Source organism: Thalassotalea sp. PP2-459 (assembly GCF_001913705.1).
In the GTDB taxonomy this organism is placed as follows: Bacteria; Pseudomonadota; Gammaproteobacteria; order Enterobacterales; family Alteromonadaceae; genus Thalassotalea_C; species Thalassotalea_C hakodatensis.
Window position 1 is genome coordinate 17,002 of record NZ_MKQD01000051.1, and the last position, 26,383, is coordinate 43,384.

The 26,383-nt window shown below is 38.1% G+C and carries 22 protein-coding genes; 9 read left to right on the plus strand and 13 right to left on the minus strand.

Annotated elements, in window-relative coordinates:
- Positions 1-16: 16 nt before the first annotated feature.
- Both BI291_RS12655 and BI291_RS12660 read right to left on the minus strand, forming a co-directional pair.
- Positions 17-1,582, minus strand: coding sequence for an ATP-binding protein (locus BI291_RS12655; protein WP_074499139.1), 1,566 nt, complete (start codon positions 1,580-1,582; stop codon positions 17-19).
- 132 nt (positions 1,583-1,714) lie between these two features.
- A complete protein-coding gene (locus tag BI291_RS12660; protein WP_074499140.1) occupies positions 1,715-2,671 on the minus strand; it encodes an ornithine cyclodeaminase family protein in 957 nt (318 codons plus the stop codon).
- Positions 2,672-2,800: 129 nt separating this feature from the next.
- Between BI291_RS12660 and BI291_RS12665 the strand changes: the two genes are divergently transcribed.
- Entirely contained in the window at positions 2,801-4,249 is a 1,449-nt protein-coding gene (locus tag BI291_RS12665) for an NAD-dependent succinate-semialdehyde dehydrogenase (protein WP_074499141.1), read from the plus strand.
- Positions 4,250-4,627: 378 nt separating this feature from the next.
- Complete coding sequence (locus BI291_RS12670) at positions 4,628-6,061, plus strand: MATE family efflux transporter (protein WP_254849578.1); 1,434 nt, start codon at positions 4,628-4,630, stop codon at positions 6,059-6,061.
- 323 nt (positions 6,062-6,384) lie between these two features.
- Here BI291_RS12670 and BI291_RS12675 read toward each other — a convergent pair whose 3' ends face one another.
- The 6 genes from BI291_RS12675 to BI291_RS12700 all read right to left on the minus strand — a co-directional run bounded on the left by BI291_RS12675 (position 6,385) and on the right by BI291_RS12700 (position 14,362).
- Positions 6,385-6,606 (minus strand): calmodulin, encoded by a 222-nt coding sequence (locus tag BI291_RS12675; protein WP_074499142.1) that lies wholly within the window; start codon positions 6,604-6,606, stop codon positions 6,385-6,387.
- 427 nt (positions 6,607-7,033) lie between these two features.
- Entirely contained in the window at positions 7,034-8,551 is a 1,518-nt protein-coding gene (locus BI291_RS12680) for a parallel beta-helix domain-containing protein (RefSeq protein ID WP_074499143.1), read from the minus strand.
- 1 nt (position 8,552) lies between these two features.
- A complete protein-coding gene (locus BI291_RS12685) occupies positions 8,553-9,728 on the minus strand; it encodes a cytochrome-c peroxidase (RefSeq protein WP_254849579.1) in 1,176 nt (391 codons plus the stop codon).
- A 59-nt stretch (positions 9,729-9,787) separates the two neighbouring features.
- A complete protein-coding gene (locus tag BI291_RS12690; RefSeq protein ID WP_175573125.1) occupies positions 9,788-10,402 on the minus strand; it encodes a cytochrome c in 615 nt (204 codons plus the stop codon).
- 167 nt (positions 10,403-10,569) lie between these two features.
- Positions 10,570-11,625, minus strand: coding sequence for an AraC family transcriptional regulator (locus BI291_RS12695; RefSeq protein WP_074499145.1), 1,056 nt, complete (start codon positions 11,623-11,625; stop codon positions 10,570-10,572).
- A gap of 127 nt (positions 11,626-11,752) precedes the next feature.
- Positions 11,753-14,362: a TonB-dependent receptor gene (locus tag BI291_RS12700; protein WP_074499146.1), complete on the minus strand. Its 2,610-nt coding sequence runs from the start codon at positions 14,360-14,362 to the stop codon at positions 11,753-11,755.
- 284 nt (positions 14,363-14,646) lie between these two features.
- Between BI291_RS12700 and BI291_RS12705 the strand changes: the two genes are divergently transcribed.
- Genes BI291_RS12705 through BI291_RS12715 form a run of 3 tightly spaced genes read left to right on the plus strand, consistent with a single transcriptional unit; the run spans position 14,647 to position 17,029 of the window.
- The gene (locus BI291_RS12705; protein ID WP_083602048.1) at positions 14,647-16,119 is read left to right on the plus strand and encodes a DNA-3-methyladenine glycosylase 2 family protein; all 1,473 of its coding nucleotides are present in this window, start codon (positions 14,647-14,649) and stop codon (positions 16,117-16,119) included.
- Between the two features lie 5 nt (positions 16,120-16,124).
- Positions 16,125-16,595 (plus strand): methylated-DNA--[protein]-cysteine S-methyltransferase, encoded by a 471-nt coding sequence (locus BI291_RS12710; RefSeq protein ID WP_074499147.1) that lies wholly within the window; start codon positions 16,125-16,127, stop codon positions 16,593-16,595.
- Between the two features lie 50 nt (positions 16,596-16,645).
- Positions 16,646-17,029 (plus strand): hypothetical protein, encoded by a 384-nt coding sequence (locus tag BI291_RS12715; RefSeq protein WP_074499148.1) that lies wholly within the window; start codon positions 16,646-16,648, stop codon positions 17,027-17,029.
- 65 nt (positions 17,030-17,094) lie between these two features.
- On the opposite strand, the gene trmB is transcribed toward BI291_RS12715, so the two are convergent.
- Positions 17,095-17,817: a tRNA (guanosine(46)-N7)-methyltransferase TrmB gene (gene trmB / locus BI291_RS12720; protein ID WP_074499149.1), complete on the minus strand. Its 723-nt coding sequence runs from the start codon at positions 17,815-17,817 to the stop codon at positions 17,095-17,097.
- Positions 17,818-17,975: 158 nt separating this feature from the next.
- On the opposite strand from trmB, the gene BI291_RS12725 reads away from it, so the two are divergent.
- Entirely contained in the window at positions 17,976-19,925 is a 1,950-nt protein-coding gene (locus BI291_RS12725; protein ID WP_074499150.1) for a methyl-accepting chemotaxis protein, read from the plus strand.
- Between the two features lie 9 nt (positions 19,926-19,934).
- On the plus strand, positions 19,935-20,642 hold the full coding sequence (locus tag BI291_RS12730; RefSeq protein ID WP_074499151.1) for an outer membrane protein OmpK: 708 nt from the start codon (positions 19,935-19,937) through the stop codon (positions 20,640-20,642).
- A gap of 31 nt (positions 20,643-20,673) precedes the next feature.
- Here BI291_RS12730 and BI291_RS12735 read toward each other — a convergent pair whose 3' ends face one another.
- Complete coding sequence (locus BI291_RS12735) at positions 20,674-21,012, minus strand: 50S ribosome-binding protein YggL (protein ID WP_074499152.1); 339 nt, start codon at positions 21,010-21,012, stop codon at positions 20,674-20,676.
- A gap of 139 nt (positions 21,013-21,151) precedes the next feature.
- Here BI291_RS12735 and mutY point away from each other — a divergent pair, with 139 nt between their 5' ends.
- Together mutY and BI291_RS12745 are read left to right on the plus strand one after the other, a co-directional pair.
- Positions 21,152-22,246, plus strand: coding sequence for an A/G-specific adenine glycosylase (gene mutY / locus BI291_RS12740; RefSeq protein ID WP_074499172.1), 1,095 nt, complete (start codon positions 21,152-21,154; stop codon positions 22,244-22,246).
- 88 nt (positions 22,247-22,334) lie between these two features.
- Positions 22,335-22,739: a VOC family protein gene (locus BI291_RS12745; protein ID WP_074499153.1), complete on the plus strand. Its 405-nt coding sequence runs from the start codon at positions 22,335-22,337 to the stop codon at positions 22,737-22,739.
- Between the two features lie 100 nt (positions 22,740-22,839).
- On the opposite strand, the gene BI291_RS12750 is transcribed toward BI291_RS12745, so the two are convergent.
- The 3 genes from BI291_RS12750 to BI291_RS12760 form a co-directional block, all read right to left on the minus strand.
- Positions 22,840-24,135, minus strand: coding sequence for a PAS domain-containing sensor histidine kinase (locus BI291_RS12750; protein WP_074499154.1), 1,296 nt, complete (start codon positions 24,133-24,135; stop codon positions 22,840-22,842).
- Positions 24,135-25,469 (minus strand): sigma-54 dependent transcriptional regulator, encoded by a 1,335-nt coding sequence (locus BI291_RS12755; RefSeq protein WP_074499155.1) that lies wholly within the window; start codon positions 25,467-25,469, stop codon positions 24,135-24,137. Before BI291_RS12755 ends, BI291_RS12750 begins: the two co-directional genes overlap by 1 nt.
- A 77-nt stretch (positions 25,470-25,546) precedes the next feature.
- Positions 25,547-26,341: a trypsin-like serine protease gene (locus BI291_RS12760; protein ID WP_074499156.1), complete on the minus strand. Its 795-nt coding sequence runs from the start codon at positions 26,339-26,341 to the stop codon at positions 25,547-25,549.
- Positions 26,342-26,383 lie beyond the last annotated feature (42 nt).

The window sequence follows — 26,383 nt, forward strand, 5'->3', positions numbered from 1 at the left end:
TTATCTTCATATTCATTTATGCGATGTAAGCTTTTTCGGCAATAGGTACTTTTACTTGAAAGCCACAGCCTTGCTCTGTAGATAAACAAGTAATTGTGCCCCCCAATTTTACGGTGACTAAATTATACACAATGTTCATTCCTAAGCCTGAACCACCTTGCCCACGCTTGGTGGTAACAAACGGATCAAAAATGCGTTTGCGAATATCAGCAGACAGACCTTTGCCATCATCACGGTAAAGTAAGGTTAAAAAGCCATTTTTATTAGTGAATTCGATCCAAATTTCACCTTTATCTCTGTCTTCAAAACCATGGATATGAGAGTTTGTTAAAAAATTAGTTAATATTTGATTCCAGGCACTAGGGTAAGTTACAAGATTTAATTGTTCATCAACTGATAAATTAATCGTATAGTGTTTACGTTTGAATAACGTTTTAACGGTATTAACAACATCATTCACGTGCTGCGCTAAATTAATATTAATTTCTGGATCTGTGTGCTGTTCAACAGCTACAGATTTAAAACCTCTGATTAATTCAACGGCTTTATTTAAACTACGCTCAATAATTTCTTGGTATTCTACCAACAATGACAAGGTATTGGTTAATTGCGCTTTTGTTAAATTTTCACTTTCAACTGCGCTATTAAGTTCGATAACCTTTTCCTTTAATGCAGAAATAGACGTAACACAGATACCTAAAGGGGTGTTAACTTCATGGGCAACCCCCGCAACAAGTTGGCCTAATGACGCCATTTTCTCTGATTGAACCAACTGATCTTTTGCTAATGTTAAATCATCTAATGACTGCTGTAATTGCTGATTACTTGCTGCAAGTTTAGCAGTACGATCATACACCTTAATTTCTAACTCGCCATTTAACTTGATTAACGCATTTTCAGCTTCTTCAAGTTTCACAATGTCATTTTTCAATGCGATACGCATATTATTAATAGCGTCAGCTAAGTCATCAAGCTCGTCAGTGTGTTCATTTCTATGTTGTAATACCAATGGTGTGTCTAGGGTATCCGTACTAATTTTCTGGGAATAAGAAGTAATATGATAAATATGACGGGTAACCACCCAATGAACTATAAACATGATAAAGAACGCGACGATAAAGGTTTTTATCGATTCAGACATCACAATAAAACCCGCTTGCTCTCGAATATTTAGATATATATCTTCGTAATCAGATACGATCTTTATCACCCCAAGATCGTTCTCGCCATAAAAGATAGGATATTCAACCGTTTTCATCGCTTCAACTTGCGCATCGCCATGCTGATATACTTTGCCAAAACCCGTAGTTATCTCAACAAATTTCACATTCGGTAAATTAACAATCCCTTGAATTTGTTGTTTCACAAGAGGCGCATTAAAATCCCATAGACTAGTAGATATTGATTTAATATAGCTAGATTCAATATTGTCCATTTGTTGATTCAAACGAACAATATCTTTTTGAAAAGCGGAGTACAGCTGTATAGAAATTGACACCAAAGACAATAATGAGCTGCATAATAGTATATAAATTAATACCCTACGACTTAATTTATTATTAAAAGAAACTGTCGAACTCATTAAAAATTAGCTTATATCCATCAGCGATAGTCTAATTAAAAGCAGCTAGATGACGAAAGTCAACAAATACTCCTTTATATTACAAACTGTTAACATTGTTAATTAACTTCGTTGATGCACTCGTCTCTAATATCATTTCGCTTTTACTGCATTTACATGCTCTGCAACTAATCTAGCCGCGGCTAAATCTTCTAGTGCATGGCCCACTGATTTAAAAAGCGTGATCTGTGATGCGCTGCGATTAACAGCTTGCTCCTTTTTGCATAGAGCAAATAAATCTGCGTGAATATCTGAAAGAGTTATAACACCTTCAGCGAGAGGGATCGCTAAATCGCCTGTTTCTCTGATAGCACTTTCTGTGTTATCCACATATATCGATGCTCTTTTAACACATTCATCATCCATTTCGCGCATATCAGGACGGTAGGCGCCGACCATATCTAAGTGTTGACCAGGAACCAGCCACTCACCTTTTATTAGCGGTGATTGGCTTAAGGTGGCGCACGAAATAATATCTGCACCGGCAATATTTTCTTCAATATCGCTAACGGCCTGACAATCAATAGCTAAATGAGCGACCTTATCGCAAATTGATTGTGCTTTTTCTAGTGACCTACCCCAAACTTTCACCTGTTTAATTGGTCTCACTGATGCATGTGCCTCAATTAGCTGCGATGACAAAGTGCCAGTACCAATAACAAACAAGGTTTCACTGTCAATACGAGATAAATAACTTGAGGCTAACGCTGAGGCTGCAGCTGTACGTTTAGCTGTTATTGTAGGTGCATCCATAATAGCCATTAACTGACCATCATCAACATTGAATAATAAATAACTACCCTGAATCGACGGTAGATTTTTTGTGGCATTTTCTGGCGCAACAGTCACGAGCTTAACACCGGCCACTTCTCCTGATTGCCATGCAGGCATAATCAATAACGTTGTTTCTCTGCTAGCTTTTGGGTTTTCAATATCAAAATGTAAACGTGGCGGAACAATAACATCACTGGCAAATGCATACTCCAAAGCAGGAACTAATTTAGGAAATGTAAGTGCTTCATTCACCTTACTTGCATCAATATTTAACATACAAACCTCTATAACAAATAATCCGCCCAATTATTGCATACTGTATACATTTAATAAATATATTCTTTTTCAGGCTTTATAAACTATGCTCTGTTTGAGAAACTAACTGAAAATTGTACGGAGGTGAGAATGAAAGACTTGAAAAACACCGAATTACTAAAACACGGCTCATTTATCAATGGTCAATGGCAAACATCTGATGATAATTTTCCGGTGATAAACCCAGCAACCAACGAAGTGATTTCTAAAGTAGCAGAGGCAACCGCAGAACAAGTAGAACAAGCGATTACTGCCGCTAATACGGCTCAATCTTTATGGCAAGCAAAAACAAGCTACGAACGAGCAGCTAAATTACAACGATGGGCTGCGTTGATCAATGAACATAAAGATGATCTTGCCCTGATCATGACACGTGAGCAAGGCAAAACACTGGCTGATGCCAGTGGTGAAATCGCTTATGGAAAAAGTTTTATCGACTGGTTTGCCGAAGAGGCCAAACGCGTATATGGCGATACCATCTCACAGCATGTTGATAACAAAATGATCAGTGTTATTAAACAACCGGTTGGTGTAGTAGCAGCCATTACACCATGGAATTTTCCAACTGCTATGATCACTCGAAAAGCTGCTGCTGCATTAGCCGCAGGTTGCACAATCGTCATAAAACCTGCATCAGAAACACCGTATAGCGCACTTGCCTTAGCCGTACTAGCTAAACAAGCAGGCATTCCTGACGGTGTATTTAATATTGTCGTTGGCAAAGATTCTCGCTCGATTGGAGAACAACTAACGCAGCACTCTTTAGTTAAAAAATTTACCTTTACTGGCTCAACAAAAGTTGGAAAATTGCTGAACAAGCAATGTGCTGAATCAATTAAAAAAGTATCATTAGAACTAGGTGGCAACGCCCCTTTTATTGTCTATGATGATGCAGATATTTCGTTAGCTGTTAAAGCTTTAGTCGATGCTAAATTAAGAAATTGTGGCCAAACATGTATAAGCCCTAATAGAATTTATTTACACCGCCCTATTGCCGATGCCTTTAAAAAACAATTAGTTGCAAGTTTAGAGAAAATAACACAGGGTAACGGGGAAGCAGCAGAAAGTGATATAGCCTGTTTAATACATCAAGAAGCGGCAGAAAATGTACATAAATTAGTTGAATCTGCTAAAGCTGATGGTGGCAAAATTTTATTAGGCGGCTTATCGCAATCTCCAGACTCAAGTTTTTATCCGATAACCGTGATTGATAACGTCAATCACAGTAGTGATATTACTCAATGCGAAATATTTGGCCCAGTATTTTCCTTAATCACTTTTGATGAACCTGAGCAAGTAATTACACAAGCAAACGATACCGAGTTTGGTTTGGCCAGTTATGTATTTAGTCAAAATATCAACCGACTACAAGAAACAACTATGGCATTAGACTATGGCATGATTGGTGTTAATGATACCGCAATATCACACCCAATAGCGCCTTTTGGTGGTATAAAACACTCAGGCTTTGGCAAAGAAGGATCTAAATATGGCCTTGATGATTACTTAATCATTAAAGCGATCACCTATGGTTTTTAACGCTTTAATTTAACCTCCAAATAGACATAAAAAAGTCGTTGACTTTAACAGCAACGACTGCCATTCTAAGCGTCTATTCAAAAATCCTTGGAGAACAAGACAATGAACAATGTAATCGCTATCACTTCAGCGGATATTGTAGTTTCAGGGATCTTTTTTGGTTGTTTCAACCTAGCATAATCTTTCGATTTTGATTTAAGTTACATCGCAACTCAAAGACTTATAGACTTCTTTATTACACGATAATCATTTGTTAGACAAACATTCGATTTGTTGTCGTTGAGAAAGTCGATCCCATCTATTTATAGTCATCACTATTCATTCTTATTATGAATTAATTTTAGACGCTCAATGAGAGCATGGAAAAGGTTTAACGTTTTGACCACAGAACATAATAATTTAACAACACCCCCAACAACAAAGAGAAAAGTAAGTATATTTGCACTTTTCAAACAGGCGTTAAAGGGAGGACACCAAGATTTAACTTCAGGTTCAATAGGTATTGCTGCATTTATTCTGGCAGTGCCTATGGTACTTGAAATGCTAATGGAGTCAGTATTTGCTATTACTGACATATTTTTTGTTTCAGGTTTAGGCGCAGAAGCAGTTGCAGTAGTAGGCCTGACAGAAGCAGTGTTAACACTTTTATACGCCGTTGCTATTGGTTTGAGCATGGCAGTCACTGCAACAATCGCACGTAGATATGGTGAAAAAAATGTAGAACAAGCAAATGCTGTTGCAGGACAAACCCTTTGGATTGGCTTGGCCGTGGCGCTTATTGTTGGTTTCATCGGACTAAACTTCGCAGAAGATATTCTTATTTTGATGGGAGGTAATGATGCCATTGTTGCCGCAGGAAAGAGCTATACCACGATCATGCTAACTGGCTCAATCACAATTTTGTATTTGTTCTTAATGAATGCGATTTTCCGTGGTGCTGGCGATGCATCAGTTGCCATGCGATCATTATGGTTAGCCAATGGCATAAACATTGTGCTAGATCCCTTGCTTATTTACGGTATTGGCCCATTCCCTGAAATGGGATTAACAGGCGCGGCTGTAGCAACAACAATAGGGAGAGGCGTAGGCGTTTTATATCAATTAAACCACCTATTTGGCCTTGCCGGACGCATCCAAATAAGTATTAAGCACCTAATGGTAAAATTAAGTTTAATTAAACAATTACTTAGTCTGTCATTTTTCGGCGTTATTCAATTTTTAATTGCAACCGCAAGCTGGATTGCTTTAGTCAGAATAGTGTCAACTTATGGTAGTGAAGCCACAGCAGGTTACACCATTGCGATCCGTATCTTTATGTTTGCAATTCTTCCTGCATGGGGGCTTAGTAATGCGGTAGCAACGTTAGTCGGCCAAAACCTCGGCGCTTCAAAGCCTGATCGTGCAGAAGCATCAGTGAAACGTATCGCTAAATATAATATTTACTATATGGTAGGTGTTGCTGCGATTTTCTTGTTGATCCCAAAACAAATTATTGGTTTATTTTCACAAGATCCATTGGTTGTTCAATACGGAGTTGACTGCTTGAGATTGATCAGTCTTGGTAACGGCTTCTTTGCACTTGGCATGATATTAGTACAAGCTTTTAACGGCGCAGGAGATACAAAAACTCCCACTAAAGTTAACTTACTATGCTATTGGTTAATTCAAATTCCATTAGCCTATAGTTTAGCCAAGTTACTTGCTTTTGGACCAAATGGCGTTTTTATCTCTGTAACGCTAGCACAAGCCGTATTTGCCTATGTAGGTTGGCAGTTATTTAAAAAAGGTCAATGGAAACTAAAACTAGTTTAAATTAACCAGAAAAAGCTGCCGTTAAGTGTCTAACTTAACGGCAGCTTATATTTAAATAAATCGTATTATTTGAAATACTCGTACTGGTTGGGAATTACAAATACAAGGTAAATACAGAGTAACCTCAACCTGTATAAGACATACCAATAAATCAAATTTAACAACTAAAATCCGTTTTTATAAATTTGAAGTTAAATTTTTATCTTATTTCAAAATATGTTGAAGAAACGATAGCCCCCTACATTCTTCAACATATTAAGTGTTAGTAAAAAATATTAACTAATGGTATGTATTCCTTATACAAAGCCGAGGTTAAAAATATATTATTCACCTGAAAAGCTTGCAAACTCTTCTTTGCTTAATTCACCATCAGCATTAGTGTCTAATTGATTAAATTGTTCAGCTAGTGCAGCATCTTTACTCGCTTCCTCTGCACTGATAACACCATTACCATCAATATCATATTCGTCAAAGTCTGAACCAGCATAGGCATTAATAGAAGCTAACATCATTGCAGTTGATAAGATCATCGCTAAATTTTTCATAATTTTTTCCTCTAACTAATTGCTTAAATAATTAAGTAAATTTTCTTTAGCACCTAGATAAGGCAAATAATTTTGTGCTTGCCATTATTTTTCAGTGCTTCGATTAGAATATATCAACTTTGGTGCCAAGATTTTAAAAACAAATTAAATCAACGACTTAAAATAAACAGCAATAATAATCTATAAAAAAGTACGTAAAACAGCTTAAAAAGTGTTGCTTCTAGGTGACACCCATGAAGACCCATATTAAAAAATATAGATATTTCAATATATTACAGTGTTGCCCATTAGAGACAGATAAAAAGAAGGTATTCAACCTTGTTGTGGATATGACAAGAGATCTTGCAAACCAAGATGTTTGATAACGAATATTAAGCAAGAATAATAGAAGCTCTTAACTTACTATTATTCTTGCATTAACTAAGACTCAACGAGTGACACTTAGCAAATACTTAGCAACCGCTAATCGTGTATCTTCATCAAGGTAATCTTGCGGTGGCATTTCTGGATAGTCGTCACGTTTTTTCGTTGGTTTGGCAATCCAATCAGCTAAGCCTTGTGGATTGTCCATATAAAGTGCTTGAATAACTTGAACTGGTGGCCCAATCATGCGACCAGTGTAGGTATGACAACCTGCACAAATCCCCATATATACAACTTTACCTCGCTCTGACGGATCTATTTCACGCGCAGGTACTGGTTCATCAAGAATATAACTTTCAACATTTGCAGTATTAGTAAAACTACATTCTTGCCAGTTTTTAACCCCAACCGTAACGTAACGATGGCGATTGATAATGCAGCTATCTCTACTCACACCTACCCGAACAATATCAGGATTACCTTGTTTAAACTCTGTCAACATTAAGGCTTTAGCTTCATCGATGGTATCGTAGCCGTTATTATCCATTACATTATCTAATATCATTACTTTATCAGGCGCAGGATCAGACTCAGGATCTATCGTAGTGTTTGGCGCATTCTGATGATCAGTTATGATGATGCCAGCGGTTTTATTACCCGATATAATGTTACCTTCTACAATAACTTCATCTGCAGCCATGATCAAAATACCAGTACCTGCAGGGATCCCCGCAACTGTAGAGCCCGGTGCGCCAAAGTTTGCCGTGTTGTTGTTGACGATGAAGTTGTGACGAATAATAACGTCAAAAGTCGTTTTTATTGGTAAACCTGGGGTGATAAAAGCAAGTATGCCCCCAGTATTATTATGTACATAGTTATTCTCGACTATGGCATGGCGTGAATTTTCAATTTCTATCCCTGCAACACTATCAAAAACTTCGTTATGCGCAACATGAATATTATCACTCATGCCTACATAAATAGCGGCATCTTCAATGCCAGAGATAATATTATGTTCTACAATACCGTTCTTGCCTAATTGCGGGAATATGCCATATACACCAGTATCAACAATAATGTTATTTCTGATCTCAAAATTGTTACCCGCTTGCCCCATAATGGCGTTGCCTTTGTATTTTGTGATCAACAGGTTTTCAACAACAACATTATTCCCAGAATACAAAATTGCATCGTTAAGCGTCCCTTGACCGTCTAGGGTTGCCCGCTTTCCTTGATCTATTACACCAACAATGCGTATATCGTCTTTGTCGATATAAACCGTTTCATGGTATGTACCAGGCATGATTTGAATGGTATCACCCGGATTTGCCGCTTTTATTGCATCCATGATTAAATCACCAGGATTAATCACATGTGTGACACCTTCTGCTGTTCGGGCTGCAACAGCGCTTTTATTCGCATTTTTTACCGCTATATCAGTTGATTTATCATAACCACCTGAATAGCTAGCACCACCACTACTGCTTGTGATCGTAGGTGATTGTTGACTACTGCCAAAATACATACCGCCGGCAAACGCGCCGACCACTAATATAGCGCCTAAGATTTTACCTGAGCTCATATTATTCCCCATTACCTGTTGCTGAACTATTGTTGTTATGTTTTGTAATACTTAATTGATATTCCTGATCTATGACTGGCAAGCCTGAAGGCACAAATGCTGGTATTGTTGGTGTTAAACTTTCATCAGTGAGTGTGCCTAAAAATTCAACGATCAATTGAATTTCTTCTTTTGTTAGGTTTGGCTCCCATATATGCCAATGTAATTGCAACGATTCGTTTTTAGGTACTGCATGCCCACGCCCCTTTGTGTAGAACTCAACAGAATCAAACAAATTATCAAAGCCGCCCGAATGCATATAAGGCGCGGTTTTAGTAATATTTCTTAACGTTGGAACCTTAAAGCCGCCCCGTAATTTTTTCGCATTGAACGTTTTTTCAGCACCCACATCAAAAGGCATACCTTCTGGCTCAGGAGTGCCTATCACTGCAACTTGATTATTAGTAAACAAAGGTGGTTGGTGGCACTCAGCACATCTAGCGACAAAGGAACGAAAAACATTCATACCCGCTATTTCTCTATCCGTTAACACATAGTGTGCGCCATGTGCATATCTGTCGTAACGGCTATTAAGTGAAATTAATGATGATTGAAATGCGGTTAACACTCGCGTTATTTGCGTTAGCGTAATCATATTTGATTGTGGGAAAACACGTTTGAATAATTCCCGATACAATTTATTTGCATTCACATCTTGTAATAATTTAGTGGGGTTATTACCCATTTCTTTTGGATCAAATAATGGCCCTATCGCTTGTTCTTCAAGTGTCGTTGCACGCGCGTCCCAAAAAAATTTGTCCAGAAAAGCAACGTTCCATAACGTGGGGGCCGAACGCACTACTTTTTCACCCGTCACACCAATACTACGATCACGTTGATCGCTAAAGCCTTTATCGGGTTGATGGCAACTGGCGCAAGACAAAGAACCATCTTTTGAAAGCAGTGGATCAAAAAACAAATATCGGCCTAAGTCTATTTCTGCGGGTGTAAAACCATCACGGTGTTTAGGTAAAGCGGTTTGTGTGCCACCAACACCTCGTCCCTGCACAGAGTTATAAAATTGATACAGATTAACCAGTCGGCAAGTACCATCAGTTGACTTTTCGAAACTCGGTGGACAATCTGACTTCAATATAAAGTCAGTTTTTTTACCCATTACTTGTAAACTCACGTTCATGAACAAAAAACTAATTATGAACGAAAGCGTATGTATTACACAACGTTGGTTCATCATGGTTATTGCTGACTAATAAAGAACAAAATATCTTTCAGCTCTTTTTCATTGACTGTTTTTGCCATCATTGCCATTTGGCGGCCCAGCTTGTCATCAGCATGAGTACCGCGAACGTCTGAACTAAAGTTACGCATTTGTTTTGATAGATATGAACTATGTTGCCCTGCTAACTTGGGGGCATTAAACGATTTATTACCTTGTGCTTGTCCGCCATGACATGCCCCACATTTTGCATGATAATATCGGCTGCCATTTTTTAAATCGCCTGATAATTTTGATACCGCTTTTACTTGAGGTAAGTTAGCAATATAGTACGCTAATGCAGGAACGTCCTTGTTCAAATCTAGCTGTTTACTGATCATCACCATTTGCTGACCAGACACGTCTTCTGGATGCTGGCCACGCTTTCCTGACGCATAATTATTTAGTTGCCGAGTAATATAACTTTCAGACAAGCCGGCAATGGCTGGCGATGAAAGTGCAGTATTACCTTGGCCATTATCATCATGACAAGCAATACATTGCAGATAAGTAGCGGGAGCTTCATCTGCTGTTGATGTTGGAACAATTGCTGTTGAAAGTAGCCCTAAACTTAACACTTTAAAAAAAGATAACACGCGCATCCAACCCAATAGTCATTAATAATTGTCTTTACTATAGGGATGAAGAGCTATGGAGTCTGACGAAATATGAAAAAAAGCTGAGTGATTCTAAAATGGGTACACGAAATATTAAAAAACCAACATAAACCACTGTTATTTAATGAATTATATTTTAGTGTATTTTACGTTGGTTCATCATTAAATACGTGTTTTTTACGATATTCAGTTGGTGTAATGCCATGTTTTACTTTAAAAGCTTTGTTAAATGAACTTAAACTTCTAAAGCCACTTTCCAACGCTAGGGTTAAAACTGGCGTTGTTTTAAAGTCGTTTTGAGTGAGTTGCTCACTCACCTCTGCAATGCGATAGTAGTTCAAAAAATCATTAAAATTACGATAACACAATTCACCGTTGATCAAATTTCTGAGTTTATATTCATGTATTGATAAATGCTTCGATAAACCCGCTATGGTTAAACCATCTTGTCGGTATAATTTATCTTGTTCCATTGATTGGAGAATTTTTTGAATCTCCTTAGATTCTACCGACACCTTTCTCTGTATACTTACCGGCTTTTCGGGGATATCAAAGAGACTGGCGCTTTTTAACTGGAAAAGAACATAATTAACAGCGGTTGTTAACATAGCAAGCAATAACCCTTTAAAATACGCTAGCCCTTGCCACTCAATCTGTAATAACTGCTCTAAAATGATCACCATAATGATATAAAAGCCAGCTGCCGTAATAACACCGCCACGAATATATCGTCGGTCTTGTACTAAGTCGTTTCGCCATTGAACGGCAGAAATGAATAATGCATGACCAATGAGTACAAGTTCTAACAGTAAAGCACCATATTTTATTAAACCATGAATCGCTTCATATTGGCTTAATGAAACAGCAAAGAGTAACTCAAAAAGCTTAGCGGTTAACGGTACTGCAAGTGTTAAGGATGCAACTACATATTGCCAAGGTTTGATAAATTTTTGCTCGCCAAAAACACTAATGCTAACCAACCAAAAAACCCCCGGCAGCGCATTGCCTCCCATATGCCCTAGCCACCATAGCAAGGTATTATTTTCAACTGAAGCATAGACAGTACTTAACAAGTAACCGCTGCCGCAGAACATCAGTAAGATAAAGAGTTTAATCGGTGTGCTGCGATGACAAGTAGCAGATAATAACAATGCACACATAAGCATTTGTGTTAGCGCAACATGAAAAAAAAATGTGGTCATGGAAGATTGTCTATTTGTTTTTCTACAGTCTAATCAGTAATTAACTGAATGAAAAGCTTTGTTATTTAAATACTAAAAAGCCGCATAGACAAACTATGCGGCGATAAAAAACGTGTTATTTAGTTGGTTAAAATGAGTATTTAAAATCAACACCTGCCTCTAAACCGCGGTTAATTCGCCCCTGAGGTGTGCCAAGTACATCAGCAGTTAAACCACCGATACTTAACATGTAACGATTATCAAGCAAGTTTTTCCCCCATAAACCAACTTCATAAGTATCACTTGCATCAGACCAAGAAAATCGTGCATTGAGGAGCTCTTCATCTTCAAAATATTCATCAACAGCTAACTTATAACTTTCAAGACCAGCAATATCTTTGTTGGTGTTCTCTCTAAAGACATAATCAACATGAAGATTCGTATGGCCAGTGCCTAAGTCAGGCATCCAGTTAAAGGTAAAAGTATAGTTTTTTGCCGCTTTTGATGATGTTTTAGTCGCAGCTACTAATTCTCCTTCACCATTATAAAAATCAGGTGAAGCATTTTCAGTAGAGCGAATTTCTGTCACCATGCCAAATTGCACAGAATCAGACATTTTCCATCGAAGATCTGCTTCAAAGCCTTTTATTTTTCTATCTTCGTTAATAATCGTCGGTATCGCTTGAGTACTTCCCGGCGCTTTTGAATCTATAGAACGTTGTAAGTTATCAAGTTCTAGATAGTAAGCACTTAAATTAGCAATAAAACTTCCGCCTAATACCGCTTTGTAGCCCACTTCCATATTCGTCGTATCTTCGGGTGCAAACGCAGACGAGCTCGGCGCTAATGAGTCAAAGCCACCGGATTTATAGCCAGTAGAATACGAAGCAAAAATCATTTGATCATCATCTAACTGATAACTTGTCACCAAACGACCCGTCACTTTGTCCCATTCGTCAGATGCAGCAAGGTCTACCTTTGGAAAAACTAAATTTCCTACGCCAGGGCGAACCGCGTTAAAGCTATTTTGTGGAATTAGCCATGTGAAGTCTTTCTTATCTTTTGAATACCGTAAACCAGCGATAATACTCCACTTGTCATTAATTTTATAATCAACATCAGCAAACACACCCCAATTTGTGAAATCACCCGTATTATTTACGGTTTCTTCCCAAAATTGTCCTCCCAACCCTGGGCCAAATATTTCAGGAAAACCTAATTGCATCGCTACAATGTCATAGGTTACATCGCCGGTTAGCGCAACAACTTCAGGTGTTAACGGCATGCCCGCCATACCAATAGCAGCCATAATATCATCAGCAAAACCTAAAGCATTTAACGCACCTGACCATTCATTTGTATTCCAAATATGGCTCATTGGAAAGCCTGAAAGTGCATATAAACTATCAACTGCACCGGCAAATGTAACTCCAGGGCCAAATGCAGCTTCCGCATGTGCGTCGGTATTACCGCCAATCATCGAAACAAGTTCTTCAGCTACGCCGCCTTTAATAAAAGTATTTACCTCTCCAGTTACTAGACGTGCCGCAGTATCTGTTGTCATGTTCAGCTCTGTAGTCTGGTGTACTTTTTCTTTTGAATAAGAAAAACCCGCAACTGCATTAATGTTATCGGATATATAATTGACTTGTAATTCATTATAAAAAATGTCTGAGTCTTCATTGTTTGAGGTATCAAAATATCGGGTATTATCGCCTGTACCATCTTCATCTTGGCGGTTTTCAGTTTCCCAGTCACGAAATGCCATGACATATTTCATCGACCAATGCTGGTCAAATTCATGCATTAGCTTTGCGGTTACACCGTACATGTCACGCGCTTCTATTCCGTTACGTACGTCATTCTCTGCTTTTGATGAAAACGGAGTTTTCCCTTGATTATAAGCATATTCACTGACACCTACAGCCATAGGAGGGCCTTGTTCTAAATCATCCCAATCGTAAGCAATTTGAAAACTAGTAACAGATGATATATCCCACAATAATGACACACGCGCTGCACGATGGTTTTGCTCACCGAGATCCCATATTTTATGATTATCATTCCAATCGGGTTTAGCAACATTTTTCACCATGCCATCTTGTGAAACATCTAAAATATTGGCACGTAAATATATACTGTCACTAAGGGTGATATTAGCCATACCTTCAAATTTTTGTAAGTTATCGGTACCTAAGGTTGCTTTTACAAAGCCCTCGTTTTCATCTCTTGGTGATTTAGGCACCATATTCACCACACCCATCGCCGCATTTCTACCGAACAACGTTCCTTGTGGGCCTTTTAATACTTCAATACGCTCCATATCAGAAAACAGTACATTCTGTGCCGCCCTCGGCATATACACATCATCATAAAATGTTGCAGTAGAAGGATCACCACCAACACTAATATTCGGACTAGAAATGCCGCGCATGGTAATACCTGCTTGCGTCATATTGCTATCGGAAAAATCAAATCCTGGAATAAATTTATCTACCTCTGATAAAAGAACTGAGCCAGACTCTTTAATGAGTTTTTCACTTATCGTGCCCACTGTTACAGGTACTTTTAAGATGTTTTGTACTCTTTTTTGCGCATTTACCGTTACCACTTCAATATCACTGGTGTCGGCTTTTTCTTGCTGTGCAAAACCTGTTGTTGTAATAAAGAATGTGGAAGCTACTGCGGTTGCAATTAAGCTTCTACTCGTTTTGATTCTATTATTACTATTTTTTGCGGCTCGATTAAGTTGGCCCATGTTGTTGCTCTCCCCTTTGTTACCATTTATTGGTAATTTTCATCAACATCATTTGTTGTCATTTTTTTTATTGTCTCTTTGACTATATGGCCACAATCATTCAAAAGCTTATCAAAAGATAAAAAACACTGACGAATAATTAAAAACGCCTGAGTCATTCTTTAAAATAACGCGTTTAAGTGAGCCTTGTTAATATTGCAGTTAAAATACCCTACAAAAATTGCTATTAACTTTTACGCAATCTTTTTTTACATTGATGTCCGATTATCGCGAGAAAATCCTTTATGATGCGATATGCTTATTCGAAAGATTTTATAAGGCTTAACATTTTGGCGCTAGATATTCATACCTGTGAACAGGCTCGGTTAAGCAGAGATGCTAGGTTTGATGGCAAGTTTTATACTGCCGTACTAACCACAGGTATTTTTTGTCGGCCTATTTGCCCAGCAAGGCCCCCAAAACCAGAAAATGTGAAATATTATCTCAGCGCTGAACAAGCTCAACAGCAAGGCTTTACACCTTGCAAACGCTGTTTTCCTGAATTAGCCCCTAGTCATGCACTTCCTAGCCATTTAAATAAATTACTCATTACCTTTGACTATCACGAAGATAATTTAACCTCATTAGCAGAAAAATTTAACATTAGCACGCGACAATTACACCGATTATTCAAACAACATTTAGGTATATCACCTAGCGAATACTTTCAACATCAACGCTTGTTATTAGCAAGAAAATTGATAAAAACAACACAGTTATCGCTAAGTGATATAGGCTTTGCTAGTGGGTTTAAAAGCATACGTCGTTTTAATGAAGCAATAAAACAGCAATATGGTTGTACCCCAAACTCATTGCGACAACGAATAGAAACACCGTCAACTAAAAGCATTGAAATTTTATTACCTTATCGTCCGCCATTTGATTGGTCATTAATGCTCTCTTTTTTTCAAAAGAGGCAGATAATAGGTATGGAACATGTTACAAGCAGTATTTACGCAAGAAATATTACCATCGACCAATGCACCGGCTGGCTCAAAGTTTCGCACCATAAACACAAGCATGCGCTCACTTTACAAGTATCATTGTCTGATTATCGTTACCTAAACGAAGTCATTCAGCGCGTACGTAAAATGTTTGATTTAGATGCTGATATGACTTTGATCCACGATGCATTAATTAAAACGCCTGTACTTGCTAAAATGGTTGCAATGTCACCGGGTCTCCGCCTGCCTGGATGTTGGGATATTTTAGAGTTTTCAATTCGAGCCATTTTAGGGCAACAAGTATCAGTAAAAGCAGCCACTACGTTAGCCATGAGAATTGTTAAACAATACGGTGATTACAATACAGAATTAGCCGAAGAAATTGCATACAGCTTTCCTTCTCTTACCGTGTTAAAGCATGCAGATTTTAACGATATAGGATTAACCCAATCACGTAAAAACACGTTGTATACTTGGCTACAGTTTTTTGAAAACAACAAAGAGGTCTTTAATACCTATCAATCTATTGAAACACTAGAAAAGCAACTATGCACGTTAAAAGGGATTGGACCTTGGACCGTTAATTATATTGCCATGCGTGGCTTAAGTGATCCAGATGCATTTCCTAGTGCTGATTTAGGTATTGTCAAGGCATTAACTCACCAACAACAAAAACCCAGTAATAAGGCAATATTAGCAATTGCAGAGTCATGGCGACCATGGCGTGCCTATGCCGCTATATACCTATGGCATTCTTTGGCTAAAAAGGATTAATCGATATGTACTATACAAGAACACAATCACCATTAGGTGAAATTCTGCTTACCGCATCAACACAGGGGTTAACGGGTTTGTACTTTACAGAAGGAAATGCAGCTTCAATTGATATCGGTACCCATGAAGAAAATACCGACCATTTTGAGCAATCACTGACACAACTCAGAGAATATTTTTCAGGCGAAAGAAAAACTTTTGATTTAACACTTGCACCAAATGGTACCAACTTTCAACAACAAGTATGGCAAACACTTTGCACTATACCCTGCGGTGAAACAAAATCTTATCGCTGGCTAGCAGAACAAATACAAAACCCCAAAGCTGTGCGCGCTGTGGGAGGTGCTAATGGAAAAAACCCCATTGCGCTCATTATTCCTTGTCATCGCGTTATTGGTAGCAATGGTTCATTAACCGGGTATGCCGGTGGTTTATCATTGAAAGAAAAGTTACTTAAATTTGAGGGTGCTATTTAACTAAAAATGATTTACCTTAACGCCATGAATTAGCAGTACCTGATTTTTTGATGGAATTAATCGTAATTATTGCCGTGTTAGCAATTAGCTGGATGGCCTGGCAACTATGGCGTGCAAAACAATTCAACGCCTTTAAGCGCGTTATATTCTCTGAATTCAAACCGCTTGTTTTGGCGCACATTGAACAGCAATTAACCGAGCAACGCTCAAGCCTTTATCCAAATAACGCTATTCATATTCAAGCTGCTCAAGAGTATTGGATCAAATACGCCAGCCGTATTTTACAGTATGCACTCACTGAAGAATTAATTACGGAGCAACAATTGAAACAACAAGGCAAATACCGTTTTTGCCAACATTTATTTCATATAGAAGCTAGTCACATGCATGTTTATCAATCATGTTCCGAACCACCAAACACCGAGACAAATTAATGACACTCTTAGCTGATGTATAGCGGCACTCAATAACTGCCGCTTTATTATAATCAGGTAAAAAGTTAAGTTCGCTCGAACTGTAAATCCCATACGCCATGCCCTAACCGATGTCCTCGTTGTTCAAACTTTGTTAACGGACGATTGTCAGGACGGGGGATATAATCATCTGTTGCAGATAAATTCTTATAACCAGGTGACGATTGCATATCTTCTAACATACATTCTGCATAGTTTTCCCAATCAGTTGCCATATGAAAAACGCCACCAATTTTAAGTTTCTGGCGAATTGTTTCAACAAACTCAGGAGAGACAATACGTCTTTTATGATGCTTTTTCTTATGCCAAGGATCAGGGAAAAATAGCTGAACCGTTGACAGCGATTCATCAGGAATACAGTCGGCTAGAATTTCAATTGCATCATGTTGGTACACTCTTAAGTTTGTTACCTCTTGCTCTTTCGCAAGCGCAATACATGCACCAACCCCCGGACGATGAACTTCTACACCAATGAAGTTTAACGACGGCGCATTTTTTGCCATTTCAACTAATGAAGTGCCCATGCCAAAGCCAATTTCTAAAACAACAGGATTGTTATTACCAAACACAGTTTCAAAAGATAATAAACCGTCTTCATAATTTAAGCCCATCTCTTGCCAGTACAATTCTAGCGCCGCTGCTTGGCCTTTTGTTAAACGCCCTTCACGCTTTACAAAACTACGTACTTTGCGAATATATTTACCTTCTTGTTCGGCTTGTTCAACAGTCTTATGGGTTCTTTCTGTCATAACGAATTTTCTTTGGTCACGCTAAAATTAAGGGCGCATATTATCTACGTTTATCCATTTAAACACAAATAGCTTTATTTTATTTTACCACTGAAGGTGAAATTTTCTTTTTTTCGGCAATACTTAAAGAATAACAATAACTTCTTAGAGTTTTTACAATGAACACCTCTCATTGGCTACGTAACGTATCTATTAGACGATTGCTTATTGCTGTGATAACCCTATCATTGATCACCTTGTCACTACTGAGCATTTCATTAAACAATTATATTTTTAGTCACCTTTTTCAAGAAAATATTGAACAGGATTTATTACCCAATCAACTTGCAAAAGTTAAATACAGAATTAGAGAGCAATTAAGTACACCTTTAATGCTATCGAAATCAATCAGTCAAAACCGGTTTATGCTCGATTGGGCCCTTAATGGCGAATCAGAAGAACAACAACAAAACGTTATTGATTATTTATCACATTTACAAAAAGAAAATAACGCATTAACTGTTTTTTGGGTGTCTAACATCAGTCAAAATTATTACACTCATCAAGGTATTTCTCGACAAGTAAGCCGCCAAGGTGACCCATGGTTTTATCAATTCTTACAAAGTGATGCACCTTTTGAAGTTTCATTTGATGTGGAAAAAGGCACAACAAAACTAACCGCATTTATAAATTACCGTGTTAACTACCAAGGGAAAAACATTGCCATTGCTGGTTTAGGTTACGGTGTTGATGAAATAAGTGCTGCCATTTTATCCAATAAAATTGGTAGAAGTGGTTATGTTTTCGTCACCGATAATCAAGGTAATGTCATTATTCATCCAAAATTATCATCGTTGTCACAACGTAATCTAAGTCGTTTTGATGGCTTTAATAACAAAGCAAGTAAGTTATTAAACAACAATGACAATTATGTTTTTGATACCGTTGAGCATCAAGGTGAAGAATATTACGTCGCAAGTGTTGGACTATCAGAGCTCAATTGGAAAATTGTTGCTATGCTGCCGCGGTCTGAGCCATTATCAAAAGTACACTCAGCATTAACAAAAACGGCCCTGCTAAATCTTATTATTGTTGCTGTTTTTATCTTTCTCATGGTACTACTTGCTAAAAGACTCACCAAGCCGATCGTTGAAATTAGTCAGCGACTTCTAGAAATGGCAGGAAAAGGTGGTGACTTAACACAAAAACTTGATGATGAACGTGGTGATGAGCTTGGCCAACTCGCAAAAGGGTTTAACGCAATATTAAGCAAAGTGCGTGAAATCATGATAGAAATTAAACACACCGAACGTATTATGACCTCTTCATTTAATCAATTAAATGAAATGGCAAACAATGTTAACCAATTAGTCATTAATCAACAATCTGAATCAGACTCAGTTGCTACCGCAACCAATGAAATGAGCCATAGTATTCAGGAAGTCAGTGAACTTGCGACCAACACGGCAACCAAAACCGAAGGCTCTGAGCAACAAATAAATTTTTCTAACCATCAAATTGAAGATACCAGCCAAGTGATGCTCCAGCTACAAAAAAGTAATCTGAGTACCCAAGAAAAAATCACCCAATTAGCCGATCAAACACAAATGATAAGCTCTGTGGTTGATACCATTAGTAGTATATCTGAACAGACAAACTTACTTGCGTTAAATGCAGCTATTGAAGCTGCACGCGCAGGTGAACAAGGTCGAGGTTTTGCCGTTGTTGCCGATGAAGTACGAACACTTGCGGGTAGAACGCAAAGCTCAACACAAGAAATAAACGATGTTATCCAAAGGTTACAACATCAAGCTAATGAAACTGTAACGGCTATGAAAGCTAATACTTCGTTAGTTAGTGAAGGTTTAGAGAAAACCAACGAGGCCAAGAAAGTACTCGGCGAGGTTGTAATTGATATCAATGAAATAACGGCAATGAACACGCAAGTTGCTACCGCAACGCAAGAACAATCAAGCGTTATTAATGAACTTAATGAAAATGTTACTAGAATCGCCGATATGGCAACAGAAATCTCAAGCTTATCCAATACAACAGCAGATATCATTAATGAATTAGATCATCAAAAGCGTCAGCTTGAGCAATTAGTTGCTCAATTTAAAACCGAATAGGAATGAAGTATGAAGCAACTCTTTACATTTACCCATAACTTAATCAAATCAACTGTTCTTTTTGCTGTATTAACTTCCGCGCAATCCAGTGCGGATACTCTATGGTCAGATTACAGCGTAACCTTACTTAAGGGTAATAATTATGAAGTTGGCGATAACGACCGTACCGTGTTTACGTTTGAGCATGCTGCTGGTTACAGTTGGGGCGATAGTTTTCTATTTGTCGATAGATTACATTCAAATAATGGCGACCGTGAAACCTATATAGAAATATCACCACGGTTTCAAATATCTTCCTACCACAACACGCTCTTTGAAAATATCTATATAGCAACTACTGCCGAAGTTGGAGATGGTTTTACTAATTATCTAGTTGGCGTTGGCACCAACCTTAAGGTACCTAATTTTTTATTTTTTAAAACTAACATTTACCATAAAAATAACGATTTAGGTGATAATGCGGTACAAACAACCCTGAGCTGGGCCGTACCAATTGGCCCTTTGATGTACGATGGTTTTTTAGATTATGTTACCGCTACCGATGACGCCAATGCACAAATGAATTTTACCTCACAGCTAAAGTATGACTTAGCGCCAGCACTAAACATTAAATCTAAACTCTACGTAGGCATTGAATATGTACACTGGGATAATAAGTTTGGCATTAAAGGTGTTGACGAGCGAAATGTTAATTTACTTGTAAAATATCACTTCTAACACTCACTCATCAATTGGTGGGTGTTGCGTACTATTCAGCCCACCAAACATCGTATAACTCACTTACAGAAACGGAAACCGCGCCATTTTCTTTAAGCCATTTTTCAACGGCTTCTCTATCGGCGTCTGTACAGCTACCAAGCTTTTCTGTACACACTAAACCGTGCCAAATGGTATCACCTTCACCACCAAAACCTAGGTTATTTGGCTGAATTACTTCAACGAAAAATTTATCAAGAAAGTTATCAACGCCAGCAGAGTCAATATCATCGGGTAATTTCCACGCCACATCAAAACCAAACTCTTTGAATTCGTCAACGCGAAGTTTTTTTCTCAACCTTCTTGAGCGGTTTTTTGCTTGAAATTTCATAATATTCCTTAATACGTATTTTGCCGCCAAATATAGTGGCTGAGCAGTAAAATGTCTACCGAAGTTGATAAATAGTCGTTCGAGCATCATGCATAAAATTGCTGGCATTAACAGTAAATTTCGCTACACTGACGCTCCTATGACACAAAGCATTAGTATTTCATCAAAATCAGCAACAGATTTCAGTGAAGCCGTTGTTAACTGGTATCATCAGCAAGGTAGAAAACATTTGCCTTGGCAGCAGAACAAAACGCCGTATAGGGTTTGGATTTCTGAGATCATGCTACAACAAACGCAAGTTGCAACTGTTATTCCCTATTATCAGCGTTTTATGGAAAGTTTTCCTAATATCACTGCCTTAGCGAATGCAGAGCAAGATCTCGTTCTACATCATTGGACTGGCTTAGGTTATTATGCTCGCGCAAGAAACCTGCATAAAGCAGCGCAAATCATGCGAGATGAATACCACGGTGAATTTCCACAAATTATCGAACAAGTAGTAGCACTGCCAGGCATTGGTCGCTCCACGGCTGGAGCAATATTAAGTTTAGCATTAAAGCAGCACCATCCGATACTTGATGGAAACGTTAAACGTGTGCTATCACGTCATTACATGGTTGAAGGTTATAACGGCCAAAGCAAGTACGAAAAAACACTATGGCCGATTGCTGAAACGTTAACACCAGCAAAACAGGTTGATGCTTTTAACCAAGCAATGATGGACTTGGGCGCAACACTTTGCACCCGTTCTAAACCAGATTGTACCAACTGCCCAATCACATCGACTTGTTTAGCCAACGCTAGTAACGAACAACAGCATTTCCCACAAAAAAAACCTAAAAAGAAAGTACCTGAAAAATCTGTCATTATGCTAATTTTAAAGCAAGGTGATAACGTACTGATGATAAAACGCCCTCCCAGCGGAATTTGGGGCGGTTTATATGGTTTTCCAGAAACAACAACGATAGAAGATATTGATAACGACTTAGTAAATTTAGGCATAAAAGGTGTTGAACAACGCACACTTACTGCTTTTCGTCATACGTTCAGTCATTTTCATTTAGATATCACGCCAATTTTAATCGAGTGCCAGCCTGAACAGCGTGAATTACGTATTTCGGAAAGTGAATCTCATTTATGGTACAACATAGCAAGTCGTGACACCGTAGGTTTAGCTGCTGCTAGTTGTAAAATACTTGATGAAGTTCGCGAGCTATACCATGCTTTAACCTAAGCTAATTTTTACTAACGCTTTGTTTACAGCACGTTAAATAGCGATTAAATTAATCTTTCAGCTCGGAGTGTATACAGGCACTACTAACATGTTAAAAATAAAAGCGATTGATCACATTGTTCTACGTACTAACAAACTTGATGAAATGTTAAATTTTTATTGTCAGGTACTTGGATGTCATATAGAACGTGAAACCGAAGATAGCTTAGGATTAACGCAGTTACGTGCAGGCAATGCATTAATTGATATCGTTACTATTGATAGTGAGTTGGGACAAATGGGTGGAGCAGCTCCATCTGATAGCGGCATTAATGTTGACCATTTTTGTTTACAACTTGAATTGATCAGCGAACAAGATATAGCACAACATCTAAAAAGCCATAATATCCCCTTTAACGGTTTTGAACGTCGTTATGGTGCACAGGGTTTTGGTCAATCGGTATATATACAAGACCCACAAGGTAATACAGTTGAGCTTCGTTCTACTCAATAACAATTTTGAATAACAATGACTTATTATCCTTAAAGTTTTTCTGTTTACAATTTCAAATCCACCGTTAAATGAACAAGATTATTGGTGACTCACATTTACTTTACCTTGGAATAACCACTGATACCGCAAGGCCTCCACCAATACGGTTATGCAAAGAAATTTTACCATCGTGTGCTTCTACAATTTCTCGGCAAAGCGCTAGCCCTAAACCAGTTCCAGACTGTTTAGTAGAATAAAAGGGGATCAAAGCATTGGTTAATACTTGTTCTGACATACCTGCGCCACGATCTTTAACTTCAAATATTGCTTGTTGACTTGTCACCGTTATTTCTAAAGATACTTGCGACAGCGCAGAGCCTGACTCTTGTGCGTTTTTAATCAAGTTGATCATCACTTGTTCTAACTGGCTTGGATCAAACATGATTTCAACATTGGCAATTTTTTCTGGCACATTAAACTCCAGCTGTGTGCGAAGCTGTGCAACAAAGGCATTAATATTGATAGCTTCAAGCCGAGGCGTAGGAAGTTTTGCAAACTTTGCATAACCACTGATAAAGCTATTTAAGTGATCAATGCGTTCTTTAATCGTTTCAAAAATTAGGGGTAACTTATTATCTTGATATTTCTTCGCAATCAATTGGCCTGAGTGCGTAACAGAAGAAATAGGCGCTAATGAATTATTAAGTTCATGGCTGATCACTCTGATCACTTTTTTCCATACTGCAACTTCCTGTCGATTTAATTCGCGTGTCATTTGTTTTAATAAAAATAACTGATGCTTTTTATTGTTTAGCAAAAAGTCGCCTCGCGATAAATGCCAGGTTTCGCTATTGTCTTGTTCTTCAATGACAAATAAACCATCTTGATGTTCAGTTATCGCTTGGCATAACGTTTCAGGCCAGTGTTTCATTAACTGTGTTAATTGTTCACCCTCCATGCGCTTACCTTGATTCAAAAAATGACGCGTCTCACTGTTTGAATAAACAAAATAATCATCATCATCAACCAAAAACATCATAATAGGAGAGCTTTCTATTACTTTATCTAACAACAACTCTCGTTGATAAATACTTTGCTTTTCTGCACGCAATTTATCTGCAACATCATTATACAAGTAACATAATTGGCTTAGTTCATCACTACCTGTAATAGCTAAACTATTCGAAAATTCATTATCTTTAAAATTCAACAACCCTGCTTCTAATGCCACAAGTTTGTTTTCAATAAAGGTGAAAAAATATTGCACGATAGCGATAACAAAAACACTACTAAACGCTAAAGTTAATAACAGTAATAGCCAATCATGCGTTGATAAAAATAAGAATAAAAGACTATTAGATAGCCAAGTAGCGCCTAACGCCGTTATTAATAACCGCCCTTTTAAGGTATTAACCATTACTTATTAATCCCAAACTTTTCCATTCGACGGTAAAAAGCCTGTCGACTTAAACCTAGCGACTTAGCCGCGCGACTGATAACCCCCTGGTTATCCATAATCGCTTGTTCAACCATGTGTTGAGTGATGACATCTTCTGTTTGATGTGATGATTGCATGACATCGTTATTAAGACCAAAATCTTCTGGCTGCCACTCTGCTGATTTTGACAACAACATGGCTCGCTGACAGGCATTTTCAAGCTCACGTACATTTCCAGGCCATGGGTGCGCTGCCAGTACGTGTGCTGTAACTTTAGGCATCACCTTACTATTATCAGTAAAGTGCTCCACTAAAGGAAGAATATCGTCAGTACGTTGATTTAATGCTGGTAGTTCAAGACCAATGACATTGAGGCGATAAAATAAATCTTCACGAAAAGTACCTTGTTTAATGTCGTGAGCAAGATTTGCATTTGTTGCACTCACAACCCTGACATCAACTTTTATCGTTTCATGGCTACCTAAACGTTCAAACTCGCCAGTTTGTAATACACGCAATAGCTTAATTTGCCCTGAAAGCGATAAATTACCTATTTCATCTAAAAAGAGTGTGCCGCCATCGGCAGCTTCGAAGCGCCCTATACGACGCTTGTTGGCACCCGTATAGGCACCAGCTTCGGCACCAAATAATTCAGCTTCCATCAAATCAATTGGCAACGCCCCAACATTAACTTTAATAAAAGGCTTTGCCGCGCGAAAGGAGTTTGCATGAATGATATCAGCAATTTTTTCTTTGCCTGCACCGTTTGGACCAGTAATTAAGACACTAACGTCTGATTTAGCAACCTGAACACTCATATCCACTAAACGTTGCATATTGGTACTTTTAAAAATTAAGCCACATAAATTAGCCTCACTTAAATGCGTTTCGCGCTCTCTATTTTGATTGATCAGCGTTTGAGACGTCTGTCTCACTTCATATAACTCTATTAAATTATTGATGGTGATGAGTAACTTTTCATCATCCCACGGTTTTGCAAGATAGTCTGCTGCCCCATGCTTAACAAGCTCTATTGCTGTCGTTAAGTCTGTCCATGCGGTAAGCAAAATGATCGGTAAATCAGGCAGCATTTCACGCATTTGATAAAAAGCCTGTTTACCTTCCTCACCACTGGTGGTGTCTTGCGTAAAGTTCATATCAAGAATAACCAGTGCAATACGCTGATAGTTAAGTATCGGCATCGCCTCAGCAGGACAACTGGCCGTAACCACTTGATAATCATGTAACTCTAATAAAATGCTTAATGCATTACAGACCGATGGATTATCATCGACTACTAATATTTTTTCCATAAATCAGCTTGTTACCTTAACTTAACTGATATCACCACAAAGGGTATCAGCCTATCAAACTCAATGATTGAAATGAATCAATTTGCTGCAATTATTGATGATATCCATGGTTGATAACTTGATACCCTCACTTGATATGACTTATGGCCATATAACCCAGCTTGAAAATCACTCAAAGGGCCGTCCACATAATCCCATGAAAACATACCTACTAACCACTCACGACCATCTTTTTTGATAATTACAGGTCCACCGCTATCTCCAGAACCATCAATTCCCTCTAACGGTAACGCTTTTTCAGGTTGGTCAAATGCTATCGCTAACCAGTAAGGTGTTACTTCCTCAATTTTATTTTCGAGTTTACGTAGCACTTTATCACGCTTGGTCTCGAAAACTGCACCGCCAATGCCATCTCCTGTAGCGCCTTTTCCGTAACCAATAACGCGCTTACCTAATTCATCTGACTTAGTATAAATAGATAACGGACTGACACTATCAACTGATGTTGATAGCTTTACCAAGGCAATATCACGATTAGCAAACTGAAAATCCATTGTGGCTTTCGTACCTTTGTCCAAGGTGGACGACTCAAGCTTTCGATAATCTTTATGGATAAAAACTGATTCAATTACATATTCTTTGCCCGCAATATCAATCGTTTTACCTTGATAATCATAGAAAATCACATGTGCTACCGTTAAAACCCAGTTTGGGGCAATTAAAACCCCTTGACCTTCATGTGGCATATTGACCAAATATTGTGGTGGTTTCTTAACAACATAATCATCTGCACTTTTGTCATGCCTAATAACTACCGCGAAACTTGTAGAACAAAAAACAAGTAAGATAAACAGACACCATATTTTTTTCATTACACTTTCCTTATAATAAAAGCATTAGCAATTATGCTAATG

Bases quoted from the DNA above. Each gene is read 5' to 3' on its own strand.
- trmB (WP_074499149.1), bottom strand. From the start codon at position 17,817: ATGACAGAAAGAACCCATAAGACTGTTGAACAAGCCGAACAAGAAGGT.
- BI291_RS12735 (WP_074499152.1), bottom strand. From the start codon at position 21,012: ATGAAATTTCAAGCAAAAAACCGCTCAAGAAGGTTGAGAAAAAAACTT.
- BI291_RS12675 (WP_074499142.1), bottom strand. From the start codon at position 6,606: ATGAAAAATTTAGCGATGATCTTATCAACTGCAATGATGTTAGCTTCT.
- mutY (WP_074499172.1), top strand. From the start codon at position 21,152: ATGACACAAAGCATTAGTATTTCATCAAAATCAGCAACAGATTTCAGT.
- BI291_RS12760 (WP_074499156.1), bottom strand. From the start codon at position 26,341: ATGAAAAAAATATGGTGTCTGTTTATCTTACTTGTTTTTTGTTCTACA.
- BI291_RS12700 (WP_074499146.1), bottom strand. From the start codon at position 14,362: ATGGGCCAACTTAATCGAGCCGCAAAAAATAGTAATAATAGAATCAAA.
- BI291_RS12715 (WP_074499148.1), top strand. From the start codon at position 16,646: ATGGAATTAATCGTAATTATTGCCGTGTTAGCAATTAGCTGGATGGCC.
- BI291_RS12660 (WP_074499140.1), bottom strand. From the start codon at position 2,671: ATGTTAAATATTGATGCAAGTAAGGTGAATGAAGCACTTACATTTCCT.
- BI291_RS12685 (WP_254849579.1), bottom strand. From the start codon at position 9,728: ATGAACGTGAGTTTACAAGTAATGGGTAAAAAAACTGACTTTATATTG.
- BI291_RS12755 (WP_074499155.1), bottom strand. From the start codon at position 25,469: ATGGAAAAAATATTAGTAGTCGATGATAATCCATCGGTCTGTAATGCA.
- BI291_RS12710 (WP_074499147.1), top strand. From the start codon at position 16,125: ATGTACTATACAAGAACACAATCACCATTAGGTGAAATTCTGCTTACC.
- BI291_RS12730 (WP_074499151.1), top strand. From the start codon at position 19,935: ATGAAGCAACTCTTTACATTTACCCATAACTTAATCAAATCAACTGTT.
- BI291_RS12750 (WP_074499154.1), bottom strand. From the start codon at position 24,135: ATGGTTAATACCTTAAAAGGGCGGTTATTAATAACGGCGTTAGGCGCT.
- BI291_RS12655 (WP_074499139.1), bottom strand. From the start codon at position 1,582: ATGAGTTCGACAGTTTCTTTTAATAATAAATTAAGTCGTAGGGTATTA.
- BI291_RS12705 (WP_083602048.1), top strand. From the start codon at position 14,647: ATGATGCGATATGCTTATTCGAAAGATTTTATAAGGCTTAACATTTTG.
- BI291_RS12665 (WP_074499141.1), top strand. From the start codon at position 2,801: ATGAAAGACTTGAAAAACACCGAATTACTAAAACACGGCTCATTTATC.
- BI291_RS12680 (WP_074499143.1), bottom strand. From the start codon at position 8,551: ATGAGCTCAGGTAAAATCTTAGGCGCTATATTAGTGGTCGGCGCGTTT.
- BI291_RS12745 (WP_074499153.1), top strand. From the start codon at position 22,335: ATGTTAAAAATAAAAGCGATTGATCACATTGTTCTACGTACTAACAAA.
- BI291_RS12725 (WP_074499150.1), top strand. From the start codon at position 17,976: ATGAACACCTCTCATTGGCTACGTAACGTATCTATTAGACGATTGCTT.
- BI291_RS12695 (WP_074499145.1), bottom strand. From the start codon at position 11,625: ATGACCACATTTTTTTTTCATGTTGCGCTAACACAAATGCTTATGTGT.